Annotated in this window: 12 protein-coding genes and 2 pseudogenes; 7 read left to right on the plus strand and 7 right to left on the minus strand. The window is 71.7% G+C overall.

The window, feature by feature from the left end:
* The 4 genes and pseudogenes from MM440_RS02990 to MM440_RS03005 form a co-directional block, all read left to right on the plus strand.
* Window positions 1-247 (plus strand): annotated as a pseudogene (locus MM440_RS02990) (iron-siderophore ABC transporter substrate-binding protein); the annotation flags it as partial.
* Complete coding sequence (locus MM440_RS02995) at window positions 240-1,274, plus strand: FecCD family ABC transporter permease (protein ID WP_241441756.1); 1,035 nt, start codon at window positions 240-242, stop codon at window positions 1,272-1,274. The pseudogene MM440_RS02990 and the gene MM440_RS02995, both read left to right, overlap by 8 nt.
* On the plus strand, window positions 1,271-2,251 hold the full coding sequence (locus tag MM440_RS03000; protein ID WP_241441759.1) for an iron chelate uptake ABC transporter family permease subunit: 981 nt from the start codon (window positions 1,271-1,273) through the stop codon (window positions 2,249-2,251). Before MM440_RS02995 ends, MM440_RS03000 begins: the two co-directional genes overlap by 4 nt.
* Before the next feature lie 25 nt (window positions 2,252-2,276).
* A complete protein-coding gene (locus MM440_RS03005; RefSeq protein WP_241441760.1) occupies window positions 2,277-3,116 on the plus strand; it encodes an ABC transporter ATP-binding protein in 840 nt (279 codons plus the stop codon).
* Here the strand turns inward: MM440_RS03005 and coaE are convergent.
* Genes coaE through MM440_RS03020 form a run of 3 tightly spaced genes read right to left on the minus strand, consistent with a single transcriptional unit; the run spans window position 3,058 to window position 7,848 of the window.
* A complete protein-coding gene (gene coaE, locus MM440_RS03010; protein ID WP_241441762.1) occupies window positions 3,058-4,251 on the minus strand; it encodes a dephospho-CoA kinase in 1,194 nt (397 codons plus the stop codon). The two genes, MM440_RS03005 and coaE, sit on opposite strands and share 59 nt — an antisense overlap.
* Window positions 4,252-4,296: 45 nt before the next feature.
* Complete coding sequence (locus MM440_RS03015; RefSeq protein WP_241441764.1) at window positions 4,297-6,912, minus strand: zinc ribbon domain-containing protein; 2,616 nt, start codon at window positions 6,910-6,912, stop codon at window positions 4,297-4,299.
* A gap of 54 nt (window positions 6,913-6,966) precedes the next feature.
* Entirely contained in the window at window positions 6,967-7,848 is an 882-nt protein-coding gene (locus MM440_RS03020; RefSeq protein ID WP_241441765.1) for a hypothetical protein, read from the minus strand.
* 136 nt (window positions 7,849-7,984) lie between these two features.
* On the opposite strand from MM440_RS03020, the gene MM440_RS03025 reads away from it, so the two are divergent.
* Window positions 7,985-8,434 carry an NUDIX hydrolase gene (locus MM440_RS03025; protein WP_241441767.1) on the plus strand — a complete coding sequence of 150 codons (450 nt, stop codon included), beginning with the start codon at window positions 7,985-7,987 and terminating at the stop codon, window positions 8,432-8,434.
* A 138-nt stretch (window positions 8,435-8,572) separates the two neighbouring features.
* Here MM440_RS03025 and rpsA read toward each other — a convergent pair whose 3' ends face one another.
* Entirely contained in the window at window positions 8,573-10,042 is a 1,470-nt protein-coding gene (gene rpsA, locus MM440_RS03030) for a 30S ribosomal protein S1 (RefSeq protein ID WP_241441768.1), read from the minus strand.
* An 87-nt stretch (window positions 10,043-10,129) separates the two neighbouring features.
* Between rpsA and MM440_RS03035 the strand changes: the two genes are divergently transcribed.
* Window positions 10,130-10,987: a class I SAM-dependent methyltransferase gene (locus MM440_RS03035; protein WP_241441769.1), complete on the plus strand. Its 858-nt coding sequence runs from the start codon at window positions 10,130-10,132 to the stop codon at window positions 10,985-10,987.
* A 17-nt stretch (window positions 10,988-11,004) separates the two neighbouring features.
* On the opposite strand, the gene MM440_RS03040 is transcribed toward MM440_RS03035, so the two are convergent.
* Window positions 11,005-12,411: a sugar porter family MFS transporter gene (locus MM440_RS03040; RefSeq protein ID WP_241441771.1), complete on the minus strand. Its 1,407-nt coding sequence runs from the start codon at window positions 12,409-12,411 to the stop codon at window positions 11,005-11,007.
* A 138-nt stretch (window positions 12,412-12,549) separates the two neighbouring features.
* Here MM440_RS03040 and MM440_RS03045 point away from each other — a divergent pair.
* Window positions 12,550-14,074, plus strand: a pseudogene (locus MM440_RS03045) (formate--tetrahydrofolate ligase).
* 49 nt (window positions 14,075-14,123) lie between these two features.
* Here the strand turns inward: MM440_RS03045 and MM440_RS03050 are convergent.
* The gene (locus MM440_RS03050) at window positions 14,124-15,335 is read right to left on the minus strand and encodes an SLC13 family permease (protein ID WP_241441773.1); all 1,212 of its coding nucleotides are present in this window, start codon (window positions 15,333-15,335) and stop codon (window positions 14,124-14,126) included.
* Window positions 15,328-16,113: an MOSC domain-containing protein gene (locus MM440_RS03055; RefSeq protein ID WP_241441775.1), complete on the minus strand. Its 786-nt coding sequence runs from the start codon at window positions 16,111-16,113 to the stop codon at window positions 15,328-15,330. The genes MM440_RS03050 and MM440_RS03055 overlap by 8 nt, the downstream gene beginning before the upstream one ends.
* Window positions 16,114-16,142 lie beyond the last annotated feature (29 nt).

A 16,142-nucleotide genomic window follows, 5' to 3' on the forward strand; every position in this document is an offset into this window, starting at 1 on the left:
CGAGAACGCCAACAAGCTGAAGGACGCGGACCTGCTGTTCACGTTCTACATGGACGCGGCGACCAAGAAGCAGGTCGAGAGCCAGCCGCTCTACGCCGCGATCCCTGCCGTCAAGCGCGGCACGGTCGTGACCTCCTCCGACCAGCAGCTCGTCACCGCCATGTCGATGATCAACCCGCTCACGGTGCCGTGGGCCCTCCCCCGGCTCAGCACGCTGATCGACGAGAAGGTCGCGCTCCTTGGCTGAGTCCGTCGTGGCCGGGCCGCGCCCACGGCGGTCGCGGGTCGCCCTGCCCGCCCTCGTCGTCGCCGGCCTCGCGCTGGTGGTGGCGGTGCTGGTGAGCCTCGCCGTGGGGAGCAACCTGGTGCCTCTCCCGGAGCTGCTCGCCGCGGCGCGCGGGCACGGCGACCCCTACGTGCAGACGCTGCTCGACGCGCGGGTGCCGCGCACCCTCACCGGCCTGCTCGCCGGTGCCGCGCTGGCGATCGCGGGCACGTGTGCGCAGGTCGCGACGCGCAACCCGCTCGCCGACCCCGGCATCCTCGGGATCACGACCGGCGCCTCGGCGGGCATCGTGACGGTCACGAGCGCGGCTACGGGCCTCGCCGACGGAAGCGCCGCCGGTGGGCTCGGGCTGATCGGCGGCGCCCTGCTCGGGGCGGTGGCCGCGACGGTGGCGGTCATGGCGCTCGGCGCGGCCGGTCGCGAGACCGAGGGCACCCGGCTGCTCCTCGGCGGAGCGGTCGTCACCGCGGTCACGCTCGCCTACAGCCAGGCGATGGCGCTGCGCAGCCCGGCGGCATTCGAGGCGCTGCGCTACTGGAGCGCGGGGTCGCTGGCCGGTAGCGCGGGTGTCCCCGTCCTCATGCTGGTGGCGGTCCTGGTGGCTGCGGCCGGCGCGTTCCTCGCCGGCCGAGCGCTCGACGCCCTCGCCCTCGGTGACGAGACCGCCTCGACCCTCGGCCACCGGCCGGCCCTCACCCGCGCCGTCGTGCTGCTGCTGGTGGCGCTGCTCGCCGCCGCGGCCACCGCGCTCACCGGGCCGATCGCGTTCGTCGGGCTGGCCGTGCCCCACATCGCGCGCACCCTCGTGGGTGCGGGGACCCTGCGCCAGCTCACCGCCGGTGCCCTGATCGGGCCGGCGGTGCTGCTGCTCGCAGACTCCCTCGGACGGGTCGTCGCACGACCGGGCGAGGTCCCGGTCGGCGTGGTCACCGCCGTGCTCGGCGCCCCGCTGCTGCTCGTCCTGCTGCACCGACGGAGCAGCCGATGACCGCCCGTAGACCGGTCCTGGCCGTCGCCGGTCTGGTGCTCACGCTCGTCGTGGTCGCCTCGGCGACCCTGGCGGCCGGGCGTCTCGGGATCGCGCCCGGCCGCCAGCTGGACGCCCTGTGGGACCTGGCCCGCACCGGTGACGGGCCGTTCGTGCTCAAGCGCCTGCGCGGGCCGCGCCTCGCCACCGGGATCGGTGCCGGCGCGGCGCTCGGGCTCGCCGGCGCGCTGCTGCAACGCACCTCCGGCAACCCCCTGGTCACCCCTGACGTCATCGGCATCACCGCCGGTGCCGGCGCCGGTCTCTCCCTGTCGCTGCTGGTGCCGTCGCTCCCCGCCGGGGTCGGGGCCGTGCTCGGCGCGGCCCTCGCCGCGCTGATCGTCCACCGGTCGACGGGCGTTGGCTTCCGCGACCCGGCCGCCGTGATCGTCGCGGGCATCGGCGTCGCGGCGCTCGCGACGGCCCTCACGCAGTGCGTCATGATCAGCGTGCGCCGTGAGGAGGCCGAAGCGCTCGGTGCCGCCCTCACCGGCAGCCTCGCGGCCCGCACCTGGACCCAGGCCGGCACGGTGGCGCTGGCCGTGCTGGTCCTCGGGGCCGTCGCGAGCACCCTGCGGGGCCGGCTACGGCTGCTCGAGCTGGGCGACGAGGCTGCGCACGCGCTCGGCGGCGCGCCCGGCCCGACCCGCGCCCTCGCCACCGCCGTGTCGATCGCGCTGACCGCGGCGGCCGTCTCGGTCGCCGGGCCGATCATGTTCGCCGCCCTCACCGCACCCCACCTGGCCCGCTGGGTGACCGGGCGGGTGCCGCTGCTCACGGCGGCCCTCGTCGGTGCCCTCGTCGTCGCGGCGGCCGACCTGGCGGTGCAACAGGTCCCCGCCGTGCAACAGCTGCCGGTCGGCGTCCTCACCGCCGCCATCGGCGGCGTCTTCCTCGGCGCACTGCTGCTGCAGCAGTGGCGCACCGGGAGGGCCTGATGACCACCTGGAAGGAACGACTCCGATGAGCCTCGCCATCACCCTCGACGACGTGTCGGTCGACTACCCGCGACACCGGGCGCTGGACCACGTGACCGCGTCCGTGCCGGCGGGCAGCTTCACCGCCGTCCTCGGGCCCAACGGCTGCGGCAAGTCGACCCTGCTGCGCGCCGTCACCCAGCTGGTGCGTCCCTCCGAGGGCGAGGTGCGGGTGGCCGACCGGCCCGTCCGGTCCTACCCCCGCCGCGAGCTCGCCCGCACGCTCGGCCTGCTCCCCCAGCAGACGCCCGTCCCGCCCGGGCTCACCGTGCACGAGCTGGTGCGCCGCGGACGCGCCCCCTACCAGCGCTGGCTCGGCTCCGCCTCGGCCGGCGACGAGGGGCACGTCACCGATGCGCTGACCCGCACGTCGATGCTCGCGCTGGCCGACGCCCCGCTCACCGAGCTGTCCGGCGGGCAGCGCCAGCGGGCCTGGTTCGCGATGGTCCTCGCCCAGGACACCCCCGTCGTCCTGCTCGACGAACCGACGACCTATCTGGACCTCGCGCACCAGTTCGCCCTGCTCGACCTGTGCGCCGAGCTGCACGACCAGGGGCGCACGATCGTCGCCGTGCTCCACGACCTCCCGCAGGCGGCGGCCTACGCCGACCACGTCCTGCTGCTGCACGACGGTCGGCTCGTCGGCGAGGGGGCCCCGCGCGAGGTGCTGACCAGCGCGACGGTGTCCACGGTCTACGGGATCGAGTGCGTGGTAGACCTCGACGCACCCGTCCCGGTCGTCTCACCGCGCCGCCGCGACGACCGGCTCAGGGCTTCCAGCCGGAGTGGCGCGCCCACTCCTGCATCCGTGGCCAGATCTGGCTGAACCACGGTTCCTTCGCCTCGGCGTAGCCATCGGTCCCGCCGAACTGCGCCGCCAGGCGCTGCTTCTCGCGCAGGTAGTCGTCGCGCGCCTGGCGGTCGTGGCGCAGCCAGTCGCGGTAGAGCAGGGCGTACTGCCAGCCTGCGCCGCCCATCTCGCGCACGTGCAGCCGCACCAGCCGGCCGGGGTCGCTGGCGCCGTGATAGCGCTTGACCCACAGCGACGGGTCGGGCAGCTGCTCCTTGGGGTGGTCCATCCGCACGTCCTCGATGCGGGGGAAGCCGATCGCAGCCAACGCGTCCACGAACGCCGGGTCGTCGGCGTCGCGCAGGTCGCTGACGCCCACCTGCAGGTCGATGACATCCTTGCCGTCGAGCCCGGGCACCGCCGTCGAGCCGATGTGCTCGATCTCGGGCGCGCGCTCGCCGAGGACCTTGCAGATCCGGGCGATCGCCCGCTCGGCGTGCAGCGGCCAGCTCTCGTCGTAGTCGACGACCTCGGCCCCGTCGCCGCGCCGGGCTGCCTCGCGGGCGCGCAGGTTGGCCTCGAAAGGCACGATCCGGTCATCCCACAGCCGCTGGACCTGGGCGTCGAGGTCGCCCTGCGCACCGTTGTTGTCGAGCAACACGTCGGCGGCCGCGAGCCGCTGCTCGTCACTGGCCTGGTGCTCCATCCGCGCCCGGGCGTCCGACTCCTGCATGCCGCGCTGCTCGACCAGCCGGCGCAGCCGCACGTCGGGACGGGCGTCGGTGATGACGACGAGGTGGAACTCGTCACCCATGCGCTTCTCGACGAGCAACGGCACGTCGTAGACCACGACCTGGTCCGGAGCAGCCTGCGCCATCAGCTCGGCGGTCCGCCGGCCCACCAGCGGGTGGGTGATCGCCTCGAGGTCGGCCCGCGCGCGGGAGTCCGCGAAGACGACCTCCCCGAGCGCCTCTCGGTCCAGCGAGCCGTCAGCCGCCAAGATCCCCGGGCCGAATCGCTCCACCACCGCGGCCAGCCCGGGCGAGCCCGCCGCGACCACCTCGCGGGCCACCGCGTCGGCGTCGACCACGAGCGCACCGAGCTCGGCGAGCCGTCGCCCGACCGTGGACTTGCCCGAGCCGATCCCGCCTGTGAGCCCGATTCTCAGCATGCCCGTCAGGCTACTCCCACCGGCCCGGTCCGGCCCGGCGCGCCATCACTGGAGGGTGACGCTGACCGATCCACCCGAGACCGTCGCCGTGCCGCTGAAGCTGGCCCTGTCCGTGGTGTCCTGCGGCGATGCAGGGCTGAAGGAGGTGGCCGTGGAGATATAGCTCAGACCGAAGGTCCCGGTGCCGTAGAACGACAGGCCGGCCGCCGTGGGCGTGTCGTCGATGGATACGGAGGTGTCGGTTGGCGCGGTCCAGCGAACAGACTGCACGTCCCCGAAGGCGTAGTAGTCATTGGGGCAGCCCGGGGGGTCAAGCACGGTCGCCTTGGCGCACTCGGCGAGCTTGCTCTGCACCGCCGCGCGCACGGCGGCCTGGGCCCCCGGGGCGAGGGTGCGCTCCAGCTGGACTGTGGACGAGTCCGGCCGGCCCACCGCAACCGTGGCAGAGGCTGCAGCCTCCAACGGCGTCGCCTTGGTCGCGAGCTCGTAGAGGCCAGGCAGCAGGACGAGACTGCTCGGCACACCGACGTCCGCTCCAGCCAGCGTGGCCGCACGGCCCGCGGTGTCTACCGAGACCGTCGCGAGGCCGTCCTCGATGCGCCAGCTCGGGGCCAGTCCCAGCAAGGTGCTCCCGGTACGCACGAGATAGAGCGTCCGCTCGACGCGGGTGTCGTCCTGCAGATAGGAGAGCCGCACGTAGCGGTGGTCGCCGTTGCCGCTGTCGGGCAGCTCCTCGATCGAGATCTCGGAGATGGGGTAGCGCGTGCTCGAGGACTTCAGCACTGCGTCAGTCAGCAGGGCAGGCGGGGTGCCCTCGGGCACGCTCAGGGTGGCGAGCGCGTCATGTGCGGAGCCCGACCGCAGCCCTTCGGCGTAGGAACCAACCGTCCGCCCAGGGCCGTAGAGCGACCCGAAGACGGCTCCGGCGATCCCCACGAGCGCACCGACCACGGCGATGGCGGCGACGCCCCCGAGCGCCAGCCGGACCTGGCGACGGTGGTTCGCAAGGGGTGTCACCTGCTCCCCTGCTGCCTGGTCGGCCAGGTCCATGACGGTCTCGCTCGGTTGACCGCCCTGGCGCATCACCGCGTCCGCCAGCCTCAGGCCCCAGACAGGATGCATGCCGCGTCGGGCGAAGCGGGACACCCACGCGGGGAAGGCACCGGCCAGCTCGGGCAGCAACCACCGCTCGCCGACCAGGAAGATCGCGCCGAGCAGGACGCCGACGAGCAGGGCGCTGCCGGAGTCGAGACCGATCTGACCCTCGCCTGAACCAGTGAGAGCCGAGTGCATGGACGAGTTCCCCGACGCGGACAGGCTCACGGAGGTGAGCATGCAGATGAGCAAGGCGCCCGCGACGGAGACCGACCCGAGCTGCAGCGCCTGCTGCCCGAGCGGCCGACGCGGGTCTCGCCGAAGCCCAAGACGGGCCGCAGATACCAGCGCAATGATCCAGGCGAGGATCGGAAGCACGTGCCAGATCCACGAAAGCTGCTGCTCGGTCAGCACATTCATGTGCGTGGCGCCCTCGACACTCGCCGCAGAGCCCGACAACGAGCTACTGATGCCCTCGCTCAGTCCAGCGATGGCCAGGACGACGTTCGGCAAGAAGGCAGCCAGCCCCAGCAGGAGCGAGACTGTGTCGGAGACGCTGGCACCGGACGTCACCCGATCCGTGGGAATCGCTGCGGTCGGGGCGGTGCTGGACTGCAGGATCAGTGAGATGACGGCGTAGATCACGCCGATCAGGGCCGCACCGGCCAGCGCCGTGACCAGCACTCGGGCCGCATGCAGGTAGCCCCCAACACGCTTGCGCACCGACTCGACCAGGTGCCACGGAGGTCGAGCCACGCAGCCGGCGACAAGGGCGGTGAGAAATGTCGCCAGCAGCGTCGAGAGAGGAGTCAGGCCCATCGACAGCTCGAGACCGAGGCGGTTGAGGTCTGCACCGGGGACGGGTCCGCGCAGCACGATCGCCAGCAGCGAGACGACCAGGGCGTACAGGCCGGCCGAGATGCCGAGGCGGCCCCACGCCTGCTGGCTGCTGCCCGACGGCGCCTGCGCCTCGGCACGGCGGTAGCCCGTGACGAGCGCCCAGACGACGAGCGCCCAGAGGCCGAGCGGGACCAGGCGAAGGACGGCGCTCCCATTGCCGGCTAGCTCGGAGTCGACGATGCTGCCGTCGAGACCGATCTGAGCGCCGTGCGAGATGCCGAAGAGGAGCATGGACCAGCGCAGCCACTCCAGGACCCCGCCTCGAACAGCGTCCGGGACGACCGTCATCGCCACGAGACCCACCAGGACGAACGCGACGAGCAGGCTGCCGCCCCCGGTGATCCCCAGCCAGCGCAGATCCGCTGCGAGCTGGCCAGACGTCGGCCGGAAGGGCTCGATCCGGGGGAAGCCGCGCGTGGCGCTCTCAGCCGTGCCGGCGCTGCCGGCCGTTGCGGCGCCGTCAGCGGTCGGGTGGATGGGGCCCTGCGCGTCGGTCGTCCTCGTAACCGTTGTCAGGGGGACAGGCTGCGACGCAACAGCGGGGTGGGAAGCTCCAGCAGGAGCTGCCGCCTCGGACGGGACGGTAGCTGAGCCCAGCGCCTGGCCGCAGCGGGCGCAGAACTGGCTGCCGGATTCGGCCTGGAGGCCGCACGACGTGCAGAACATGGGACTTCCTCGCGAGTAGCTGGGTAGGGGCGGCGCGACGACCGAGGCGGCCGATCAGCGCAGCGGTCGAAGGCGGCCCGGGGCGCAGGCGTTGGCGCGCTGGGTGGCGGACAAGTCGCTGAAGGTGGAGTCGCACCACGACTTCACGTCGTCAGCCGAGGAGAACCCGAGGTCGGCGATCGTCACGTAATACGGCTTGCCCGCCTTGGTGGTCGTCCCGTCCCCGAACTGCGTGCTGAGGAGCAGCCGCACCGAGGAGCCGAAGCGAGGGTCGTTGCGCAACGCCATGTGCTGGGCGTAGATCGCGGGCCAGTGCCACGCCCCACCACCCGGCGGCGGGGACACCTTGTCAACGATCCCTTCCGCCTTGGCCGACAACATCGCGACGTAGCGGGAGTCGAGGACGATGCCAGGCGCATCGGCCCGCTGGAGCGCTTGCAAACGGACCAGATCGTCCGAGACTGATGCGGTGGGGCTGGACTTCGCCGTCGCAGGGGCACTCGTGGGCGTGCTGTTGGTCGCGTCGGTGGGGGCGGCAGGAGCAGCCGTCGCGGACGAAGACGTGGCAGCCGCTCCCGTGGGCGCGACGCCGGCGGTGCGTGAGCCGGTGGCCGTCGGCATACCCGTAGCGGACGGGGTGGCGGCGACCGGAGCCGCGGTGGACTGCTGGCCGGGCAGGTGGCCGGTCCCGTAGAGCACCGCGCCCACCACCGCGAGGACCGCGACGCCGGAAAGTGCTAGCGCGCCACGGCCCCCACGCTGCCTCGGCACGGGCTCGGCGGTGGCCTGCCCCTCCGGTTCAGCGGCCAGTGACCCCACCCGACCGTTCTCGGTGTCGACCCCTGGGCTGGTGGGCGCATCAACGTGCGCCGAGGACGGCGCCTCGTCCTGGGCCTGCGGCGCAGGCCGGCGCCACTGGATGAACTCGTCTGGCATGTCACTCCCCCTGATGGCCGGTTCGAAACGTAACCACTTGTATCAGGCGGCATGCTTAGAGAGAGATTTAATCCATCGAACGGACCAGTGCGGCCCCCGGGCGGCCCGGCGGGTCAGCACGCTCTACGCTCGTGTCATGAAGCCTGCAACCCAGATCGAGGTCGTCGTCCGGGCGGTGCTGCGCAACGGCCCCCGCATACTGCTGGCCCAGATGAAGGGCTATGACTTCTGGTTCCTCCCCGGCGGCCACGTCGAGGTGGGCGAGTCCGCGCCGGACGCGCTCCACCGCGAGCTGCGCGACGAGCTCGGCATCGAGGTCCATGTCGACCAGCTGATCGCCGTGTCGGAGAACCGCTACGTGCTCGACGACGAGGAGCGGCACGAGGTCAACCTCGTGTTCCTCGCCCGCGTCGAGTCGCGGCCCGAGCACAGCCTGGACCCCCGGCTGGAGTTCCGCTGGTTCCAGACCGACGCGCTGATCAACCTGGACATCCGGCCCAAGGCGCTGGCGACGGTCGTGCGCTACGGACCGGCCGGCAACGAGATGCCGCTGTTCAGCGACGACCTGGGCGCCCGCAAGCGCTGACGTCCCCTGGCGGCGGCACCTGCCGGCGGCACCTGCAGGACTCCCACCCGCAAACGCTGACAGGCCCCGCCCCCACGAGGGGGACGGGGCCTGCGGTGACGAGGGAGACCGGCTGGTGCCGGGTCGATCGCCGGTGGATCAGTTGCCGGTGAGCTTCTCGCGCAGCGCGGCCAGCGCCTCGTCGGACGCCAGGGTGCCCTCGGTGGACACCTGGTCGTTGACCGGGGCGGACGAGGAGTAGGACGAGGACGGAGCGTCCCCACCCGAGACGGCCTCGGCGTCGGCCTTGGCGGCGGACTCGACCTGCGCCTTGTGGGCCTCCCACAGGGCGTGCGCCTCGGCGTACTGCTTCTCCCACGCCTCGCGCTGGGTGTCATAGCCCTCGAGCCACTCGTTGGTCTCGGGGTCGAAGCCCTCGGGGTACTTGTAGTTGCCCTGCTCGTCGTACTCCGCGGACATGCCGTAGAGCGTGGGGTCGAACTCGTTGACCTGGACCGAGCCGTCGTTGGCCTGCTTGAGCGACAGCGAGATGCGGCGACGCTCGAGGTCGATGTCGATGACCTTGACGAAGATGTCGTCACCGACGTTGACGACCTGCTCGGGCAGCTCGACGTGGCGCTCGGCCAGCTCGGAGATGTGCACCAGGCCCTCGATGCCCTCCTCGACGCGCACGAACGCACCGAACGGGACGAGCTTGGTGACCTTGCCCGGGACGACCTGGCCGATGGCGTGGGTCCGGGCGAAGTGCTGCCACGGGTCCTCCTGGGTCGCCTTCAGCGACAGGGAGACACGCTCGCGGTCCATGTCGACGTCGAGCACCTCGACGGTGACCTCCTGGCCCACCTCGACGACCTCGGACGGGTGGTCGATGTGCTTCCAGGACAGCTCGGAGACGTGGACGAGACCGTCGACACCGCCGAGGTCCACGAACGCACCGAAGTTGACGATCGAGGAGACGACACCGGAGCGCACCTGGCCCTTGCCGAGCTCCTTGAGGAAGGTCGTGCGGACCTCGGACTGGGTCTGCTCGAGCCAGGCACGGCGCGACAGGACCACGTTGTTGCGGTTCTTGTCGAGCTCGATGATCTTGGCCTCGATCTCCTTGCCCACGTAGGGCTGCAGGTCACGGACGCGACGCATCTCGACCAGGGAGGCGGGCAGGAAGCCGCGCAGCCCGATGTCGAGGATGAGGCCACCCTTGACGACCTCGATGACGGTGCCGGTGACGACGCCGTCCTCCTCCTTGATGCGCTCGACGGTGCCCCAGGCGCGCTCGTACTGGGCGCGCTTCTTGGACAGGATCAGCCGACCCTCCTTGTCCTCCTTCTGGAGGACCAGGGCCTCGACCTCATCGCCCACGGAAACGACCTCGGACGGGTCGACGTCGTGCTTGATGGACAGCTCGCGCGAGGGGATGACACCCTCGGTCTTGTAGCCGATGTCGAGCAGGACCTCGTCCCGGTCGACCTTGACGATGACACCCGAGACGATGTCTCCGTCGTTGAAGTACTTGATGGTCTCGTCGATGGCGGCGAGGAAGTCTTCCTCGGTTCCGATGTCGTTGATCGCAACCTGAGGGGCGGTCTTGGCGACCGGCGTGGCAGTCATGTAGGAGAAACTCCGATGGTGGACAGTGAAGAGAGATGGACAGATGGAATCGCGCGCACGAGTGAGCGCCAGTCCACCCTATCGGGCGTGTCCCCCCAGGGTCAAAGTCGCGCCGACCGCCCCGAGCCGGCGCCGGACGGTCCGCGCGGCGAGTTCGCCGAGGTCAGCCGGCGCGCGACCGGGGCGCAGGAGACGGCGCGCGCGAACCGCGGCTGGTGGGACGAGCAGGCCGCCGACTACTACGGCGAGCACGGGGCCTTCCTCGGTGACGTCGACCTCTGCTGGGGCCCCGAGGGGCTGCGCGAGGCCACGGCCCGGCTGCTCGGCGACTGCACCGGCCAGGACGTGCTCGAGATCGGCGGCGGTGCAGGCCAGGGCGGCCGCTTCCTCGCGAGCGAGGGGGCCAGGGTCTGCTCGACCGACCTGTCCGAGCAGATGGTCCGCGTCGGTGCGGCGATCAACGCGCGCACCGGCGTCACCCTCCCGCTGCTGACCTGCGACGCCCAGGCGCTGCCGTTCGCGGACGCCTCGTTCGACGTCGTCTTCACGGCCTACGGTGCGCTGCCGTTCGTCGCCGACTCGGCCGGTGTCCTGCGCGAGGCCGCCCGGGTCCTGCGTCCGGGCGGCCGGCTCGTCTTCTCCACGACCCACCCGATCCGGTGGGCCTTCCCGGACGTCCCGGGCGAGGCCGGCCTGACGGCGACGTCTTCCTACTTCGACCGGTCCCCCTACGTCGAGCTCGACGGAGCCGGCCGGGTGCTCTACGCGGAGCACCACCGCACGATCGGCGACCGGGTCCGCGAGATCGTCGCGGCCGGTCTACGTCTCGTAGACCTCGTGGAGCCGCCGTGGCCCGACGACCACGAGCAGGAGTGGGGCGGCTGGTCGCCGCTGCGCGGACGGCTGCTGCCCGGGACCGCCGTGTTCTGCTGCGTGAAGGACTGAGGTGTCGGCCGCCGACGTCAGTGCATGACGACGGCGGGACCACCGGTGTCGTTGGGGTCGTGGGTGAGGCCGAGCTTGGCCTCCATCTCCTCCAGCGGCACGCCCTTGGTCTCGGGCATCACCTTCAGGACCCAGATCAGCTGGCCCAGCATGAAGACACCGAAGATCGCGAACGCCACGCCACCACCGAGGGCACCGATGATCGGCGGGAAGAAGGTCGAGGTCAGCCAGGCGAACACCCAGTGGGTGAGCGAGCCGAGCGACTGCCCACGACCACGGATCCGGTTGGGGAAGATCTCGGAGATGAACACCCAGATGACCGAGCCCTGACCGAACGCGTGCGCCGCGATGAAGACGAGCAGACCGATGAGCACGAGCACCGAGGAGGTGCTGTCGAACGCGCCGCCCTTGGCCTTCTCGTAGTAGAACATCAGGCCCGAGAGGAAGCCGAGGCTGACCAGGTAGCCGATCGAGCCGATGATCATGAGCTTGCGGCGACCGATCTTGTCGATCACGGTCAGCGCCGACATGGTCGCGATCAGGTTCATCACACCGACGGCGACGCTCATCAAGAAGGCGGCGTCGGTGGAGGCGCCGGCCCGCTTCATGACCTCGGGGGCGTAGTAGAGGATCGCGTTGATGCCGGACATCTGGTTGAACATCGCGATGGTGAAGGCCAGCAGGATGACCTTCATGTGGCCGCGGGTGAAGAACGGCACCGTGGGGGCGTTCTCGGCGGCGCGCAGGGAGGAGTCGATCTCCTCGATCTGCAGGTCCGCCTCCTCGCGGGTCATCGTCAGCTTCGAGATGACCTCGCGGCCCTCAGCCTCGCGTCCGTGCGCCATCAGCCAGCGGGGCGTCTCCGGCACGGTGAGCAGCAGGGCGAGGAACAGGACGGACGGCACGACCATCACGCCGAACATCCAGCGCCAGTCGCTCGCCTCGTCGGCGACGACCAGACGGACGATGTAGTTCGACAGGTAGGCGAGCAGGATGCCGAGGACGATGTTGAACTGCACCAGGCCCACGAGCCGGCCGCGGACCCTGGCGGGGGCGATCTCGGCGGTGTAGATCGGGGCGCACACCGACGCCGCACCGACGCCGATGCCGCCGAGGAACCGGAACACCTCGAGCATCCCGACGTTGGTCGACAGGGCCGAACCGAGGGCGCCGACGACGTAGAGCACGCCGATGACGAAGAGCACCTTCTTGCGGCCGAACCTGTCAGCGGGCTGACCCGCCGTGAGGGCACCGAGGATGGTGCCGAGCAGGGCCATCCCGACGGCCCAGCCGAGGCCGGCGTCGGAGAGGTTGAAGGTGGACTTCAGCTGGTCGGTGGTGCCCGAGATCACGGCGGTGTCGAAGCCGAAGATCAGGCCACCGAGCGAGGCCACGATGGCGCTCCGGATGACGAGGGGTTTCATGCGCGCCACCGTAGGTCGGCGGGAGAACGATCAGTCTGGGCAAATGGTTCCGGCGCAACGTTTCCCCACCCGGTTGACCGAATCGTGACCTCCCCCCCCGCCGACCGGCTCGCCGGAGCGGACGTGGATACTGCAGGCATGGACACAACGACGTCTCCAGCACCCAGCGACCTGCAGATCGCCCGCGCGGCCCGGCTCGCGCCGATCGAGGAGATCGCCGCCGCCGCGGGGCTGCAGCCCGAGGACCTCGAGCCCTACGGCCGCTACCTGGCCAAGGTCGACGACCGGACGGCGGAGCGGCTGGCCGACCGGACCAAGGCGAAGTACGTCGTCGTCACCGCCATCACCCCGACGCCGCTCGGCGAGGGCAAGACCACGACGGCGGTCGGTCTGGCCCAGGGGTTCGCGCGGATCGGGCGCCAGGGGGTGCTCGCGCTGCGCCAGCCGTCGATGGGTCCGACCTTCGGCATCAAGGGCGGCGCGGCGGGAGCCGGGCACAGCCAGGTCGTCCCGATGGAGTCGCTCAACCTCCACCTGACCGGCGACTTCCACGCCATCACGGCGGCGCACAACCTTCTGGCAGCGATGCTGGACAACCACCTGCACCACGGCAACGACCTCGACATCGACGAGCGCTCGATCAGCTGGCGGCGGGTCGTCGACGTCAACGACCGGGCACTGCGCAATGTCGTCGTGGGTCTCGGCGCTCGGATGGACGGCGTGCCGAGGCAGACCGGATTCGACATCACGGCGGCCAGCGAGGTCGGCGTGGCCCTGGCGCTCGCGACCTCGCTGCAGGACCTGCGAGCCCGCCTTGGCCGGATCGTCGTCGGCTACACCCGCTCCCGGGGCGGCCGTCACGGCGGAGGACCTCAAGGCCGCCGGCGCGATGACCGTGATCCTGCGCGACGCGATCAAGCCCAACCTGTTGCAGACCCTCGAGCGCACGCCCGTGCTGGTCCACGCCGGGCCGTTCGGCAACATCGCCACCGGCAACTCCTCGGTGATCGCCGACCGCATCGGCATCCACCTCGGCGACTACCTGATCACCGAGGCGGGCTTCGGGTCCGACATGGGCGCCGAGCGGTTCTTCAACATCAAGTGCCGGCTCACCGGCCTGCAGCCCGACGCCGCGGTGCTCGTCGTCACGGTGCGCGCGCTCAAGGCGCACTCGGGCCGGTTCACGGTGGTCGCCGGTCGGCCGCTGCCCGCTGAGATGCTCGAGGAGAACCCGGACGACGTGCGCGCCGGCGTCGACAACCTGCGCAAGCACATCGAGATCGTCCGCAGCTTCGGGGTCTCCCCCGTCGTCGCCATCAACGCCTTCCCGGGCGACCACCCGAGCGAGCACCAGGTCTACGGCGCCGACGGGGTGCGCTACTCCCCCGAGGCCGCCCGGCGGCTGCGATCCTTCACCGAGCTCGGCTTCGGCGAGCTGCCGGTGGTCATCGCCAAGACCCACCTGTCGATCTCGTCCGACGCCACCCTGCGAGGCGCCCCCACGGGGTGGACCCTGCCCGTCGGCGAGGTGCGGCTCGCGGCCGGGGCGGGTTATGTCTACGCGATCGCGGGTGAGATGCGCACCATGCCGGGGCTGCCCAAGCATCCGGCTGCCGAGCGCATCGACATCGACGCGGACGGCCAGGTCGTCGGGCTGTCCTGACCGTCCCGCTCAGGAGCGTCCCGACCGTCCCGCCTCAGGACCTTCCCGCTCAGCGCGCCGCGACGGCGAGCGCGACCGCCAGGACGCCGGCAGCGACGGCCGTCGGCATGACGAGCAGCCCCTCGAGGGCGAACCGTCGGCTCGACACCTCCAGGCCACGCACCCGGCAGCGGTCGCGCCACAGCAGGTTGGCGAGGGAGCCCCAGATCAGCACGACCGGGCCGACGTTGACCGCGACGAGCAGCGCTGCCGCACGGGCCGGCTCGGCGGCGAACGGCTCGAGCGCGAGGTAGGTGGGCAGGTTGTTCGTCGCGTTGGCGAGCACGGTGGCGACGCCCGCCAGCTGCAGCAGGTCCCCGGCACCGGTGCCCGCGCCGAGCGCCTCGGCCACGAGGGTGTGCGCGGGTCGCATCACGGCGGCGATGACGAGGAACAGGCCGAGCGCGAACGCCGCCATGTCCCAGGGGGCGAGCCGCACCAGCCGCCGCGGCACCACGGTGCCCGGCTGGCGCACGACGAACGCGACCAGCAGCACCAGGAAGCCCCCCAGCGCCGCCTCCCAGGCCTCGACGCCGGCCACGATGGCCGGGCCGGTGGCCGTGGCGACGAGGGCAGCGGGCCAGACGAGCCAGGGATCGTGCTTGGGCAGGTGCTCGGAGACGGGGTAGCGCCCGCGCAGCGCCGTCCGGTGGCGCACCAGCAGGGTGCCGACCACGACCACCAGCACGGCCGCCTGGGGCCAGGTCAGCAGGTGCATGAACTGGCCGGAGGTCAGCGAGAGATGATGCTGGGCAAGCAGATTCGTGAGGTTCGAGACCGGCAGCAGCAGGCTGGCGGCGTTGGCCAGCCACACCGACGCGAACGCGAACGGCAGCGGCGCGACGCCCAGCTCGGCCGCGAGCGCCAGCGCGATCGGGGTGAGCAGCACGGCGGTCGTGTCCAGGCTCAGCACCCACGTCGCCACGATCCCCACCCCGCAGAACAGCAGGTAGAGCACGGCCGTGCGTCCGCGGGCGAGTCGCGCCGCCCCGTGCGCGACGAGGTCGAACAGGTCGGCGTCGTCGCACAGGTCGGCCACCAGCTTGATCAGCACGAGGAAGCCGAGCACCGGCGCCGCGCGCTCCAGCACCGGGCGCGCGTCGGCCCACGGGAGCAGGCCGGTGGCCACGACGAGCACGCCGAGCAGCAGCAGGATCAGGCCGCGGTGGCCGAGCAGCCAGGCGAGGCCGAAAGAGCCGCGACGGTCGGCGCGGCTAGTCACCCGAGTCGTCGGGCTCGACCAGGTCCTTGCGCGGGCCGGCGGCGCGCTCGGCTAGCCGGCGCCGCAGCTCGGCGGCCGCAGCGGGCGAGTCGGACCCGACCGTCACCGCGTCGCCGACGGCGATCCGTCCCTCGGTCAGGACGGCGAGGTAGATCGCGGCCTTGGCCTCGCGCTCGGCACCGATCGCCTTGAGCAGGCCGGGGTCGGCGGCCACGTCGACCTGGGCCAGGTCGACCGTGCGGCACCGGGTGACCCGCTTGGCGACCACGAAGCTCGCACTGCCGATGGTGACCTCGCGGTCGAGCCAGCCGTCCTCGACATAGGGCTCGTCGGTCTCGACGACGATGTTGGCGCGCAGGTGACGTGCGTCGACGGGGCCGTGACCGAGCAGCCGGCCCAGCGCGGCGAGGGTCGCGGTGCCGACGATGCTCACGTCGGAGTCGTCCTTGTGCTTGGTGGTGGTCTCGGGGCGGATCTCGACCGGCTCGCCGAGATGGTCGGAGACCGCCTGGTCGGACTCGGGGTCGAGCACGCGGACCGCGAGCCCGCCGGGCAGCTCTACCTCGACGTTGCCGTCGACCGTCCGCGCCGCCAGGTCGAAGATCGCGTCGTTGCGTCGGAACCGGCGCCCGTCCTTGCCGCAGACCAGCCGGCCGTCGTCGCCGTAGACCGCCCAGTTGCGGTCGCCCTCGAGACCGGTGTGGTCGGTCTCGACCTCGTCGAGCCGCTCGGCAGCCATGGCCTTGACCGGATAGCGATAGATGGCGACGACCTTCACGCGTGGCTCCTCCTGGGCCCGCCCGGCCG

This window comes from Arsenicicoccus piscis (assembly GCF_022568835.1).
Lineage (GTDB): Bacteria > Actinomycetota > Actinomycetes > Actinomycetales > Dermatophilaceae > Arsenicicoccus > Arsenicicoccus piscis.

Coding starts and splice junctions, on each gene's coding strand:
- MM440_RS03000 (WP_241441759.1), top strand. CDS start 1,271: ATGACCGCCCGTAGACCGGTCCTGGCCGTCGCCGGTCTGGTGCTCACG.
- MM440_RS03005 (WP_241441760.1), top strand. CDS start 2,277: ATGAGCCTCGCCATCACCCTCGACGACGTGTCGGTCGACTACCCGCGA.
- coaE (WP_241441762.1), bottom strand. CDS start 4,251: ATGCTGAGAATCGGGCTCACAGGCGGGATCGGCTCGGGCAAGTCCACG.
- MM440_RS03015 (WP_241441764.1), bottom strand. CDS start 6,912: ATGTTCTGCACGTCGTGCGGCCTCCAGGCCGAATCCGGCAGCCAGTTC.
- MM440_RS03020 (WP_241441765.1), bottom strand. CDS start 7,848: ATGCCAGACGAGTTCATCCAGTGGCGCCGGCCTGCGCCGCAGGCCCAG.
- MM440_RS03025 (WP_241441767.1), top strand. CDS start 7,985: ATGAAGCCTGCAACCCAGATCGAGGTCGTCGTCCGGGCGGTGCTGCGC.
- rpsA (WP_241441768.1), bottom strand. CDS start 10,042: ATGACTGCCACGCCGGTCGCCAAGACCGCCCCTCAGGTTGCGATCAAC.
- MM440_RS03040 (WP_241441771.1), bottom strand. CDS start 12,411: ATGAAACCCCTCGTCATCCGGAGCGCCATCGTGGCCTCGCTCGGTGGC.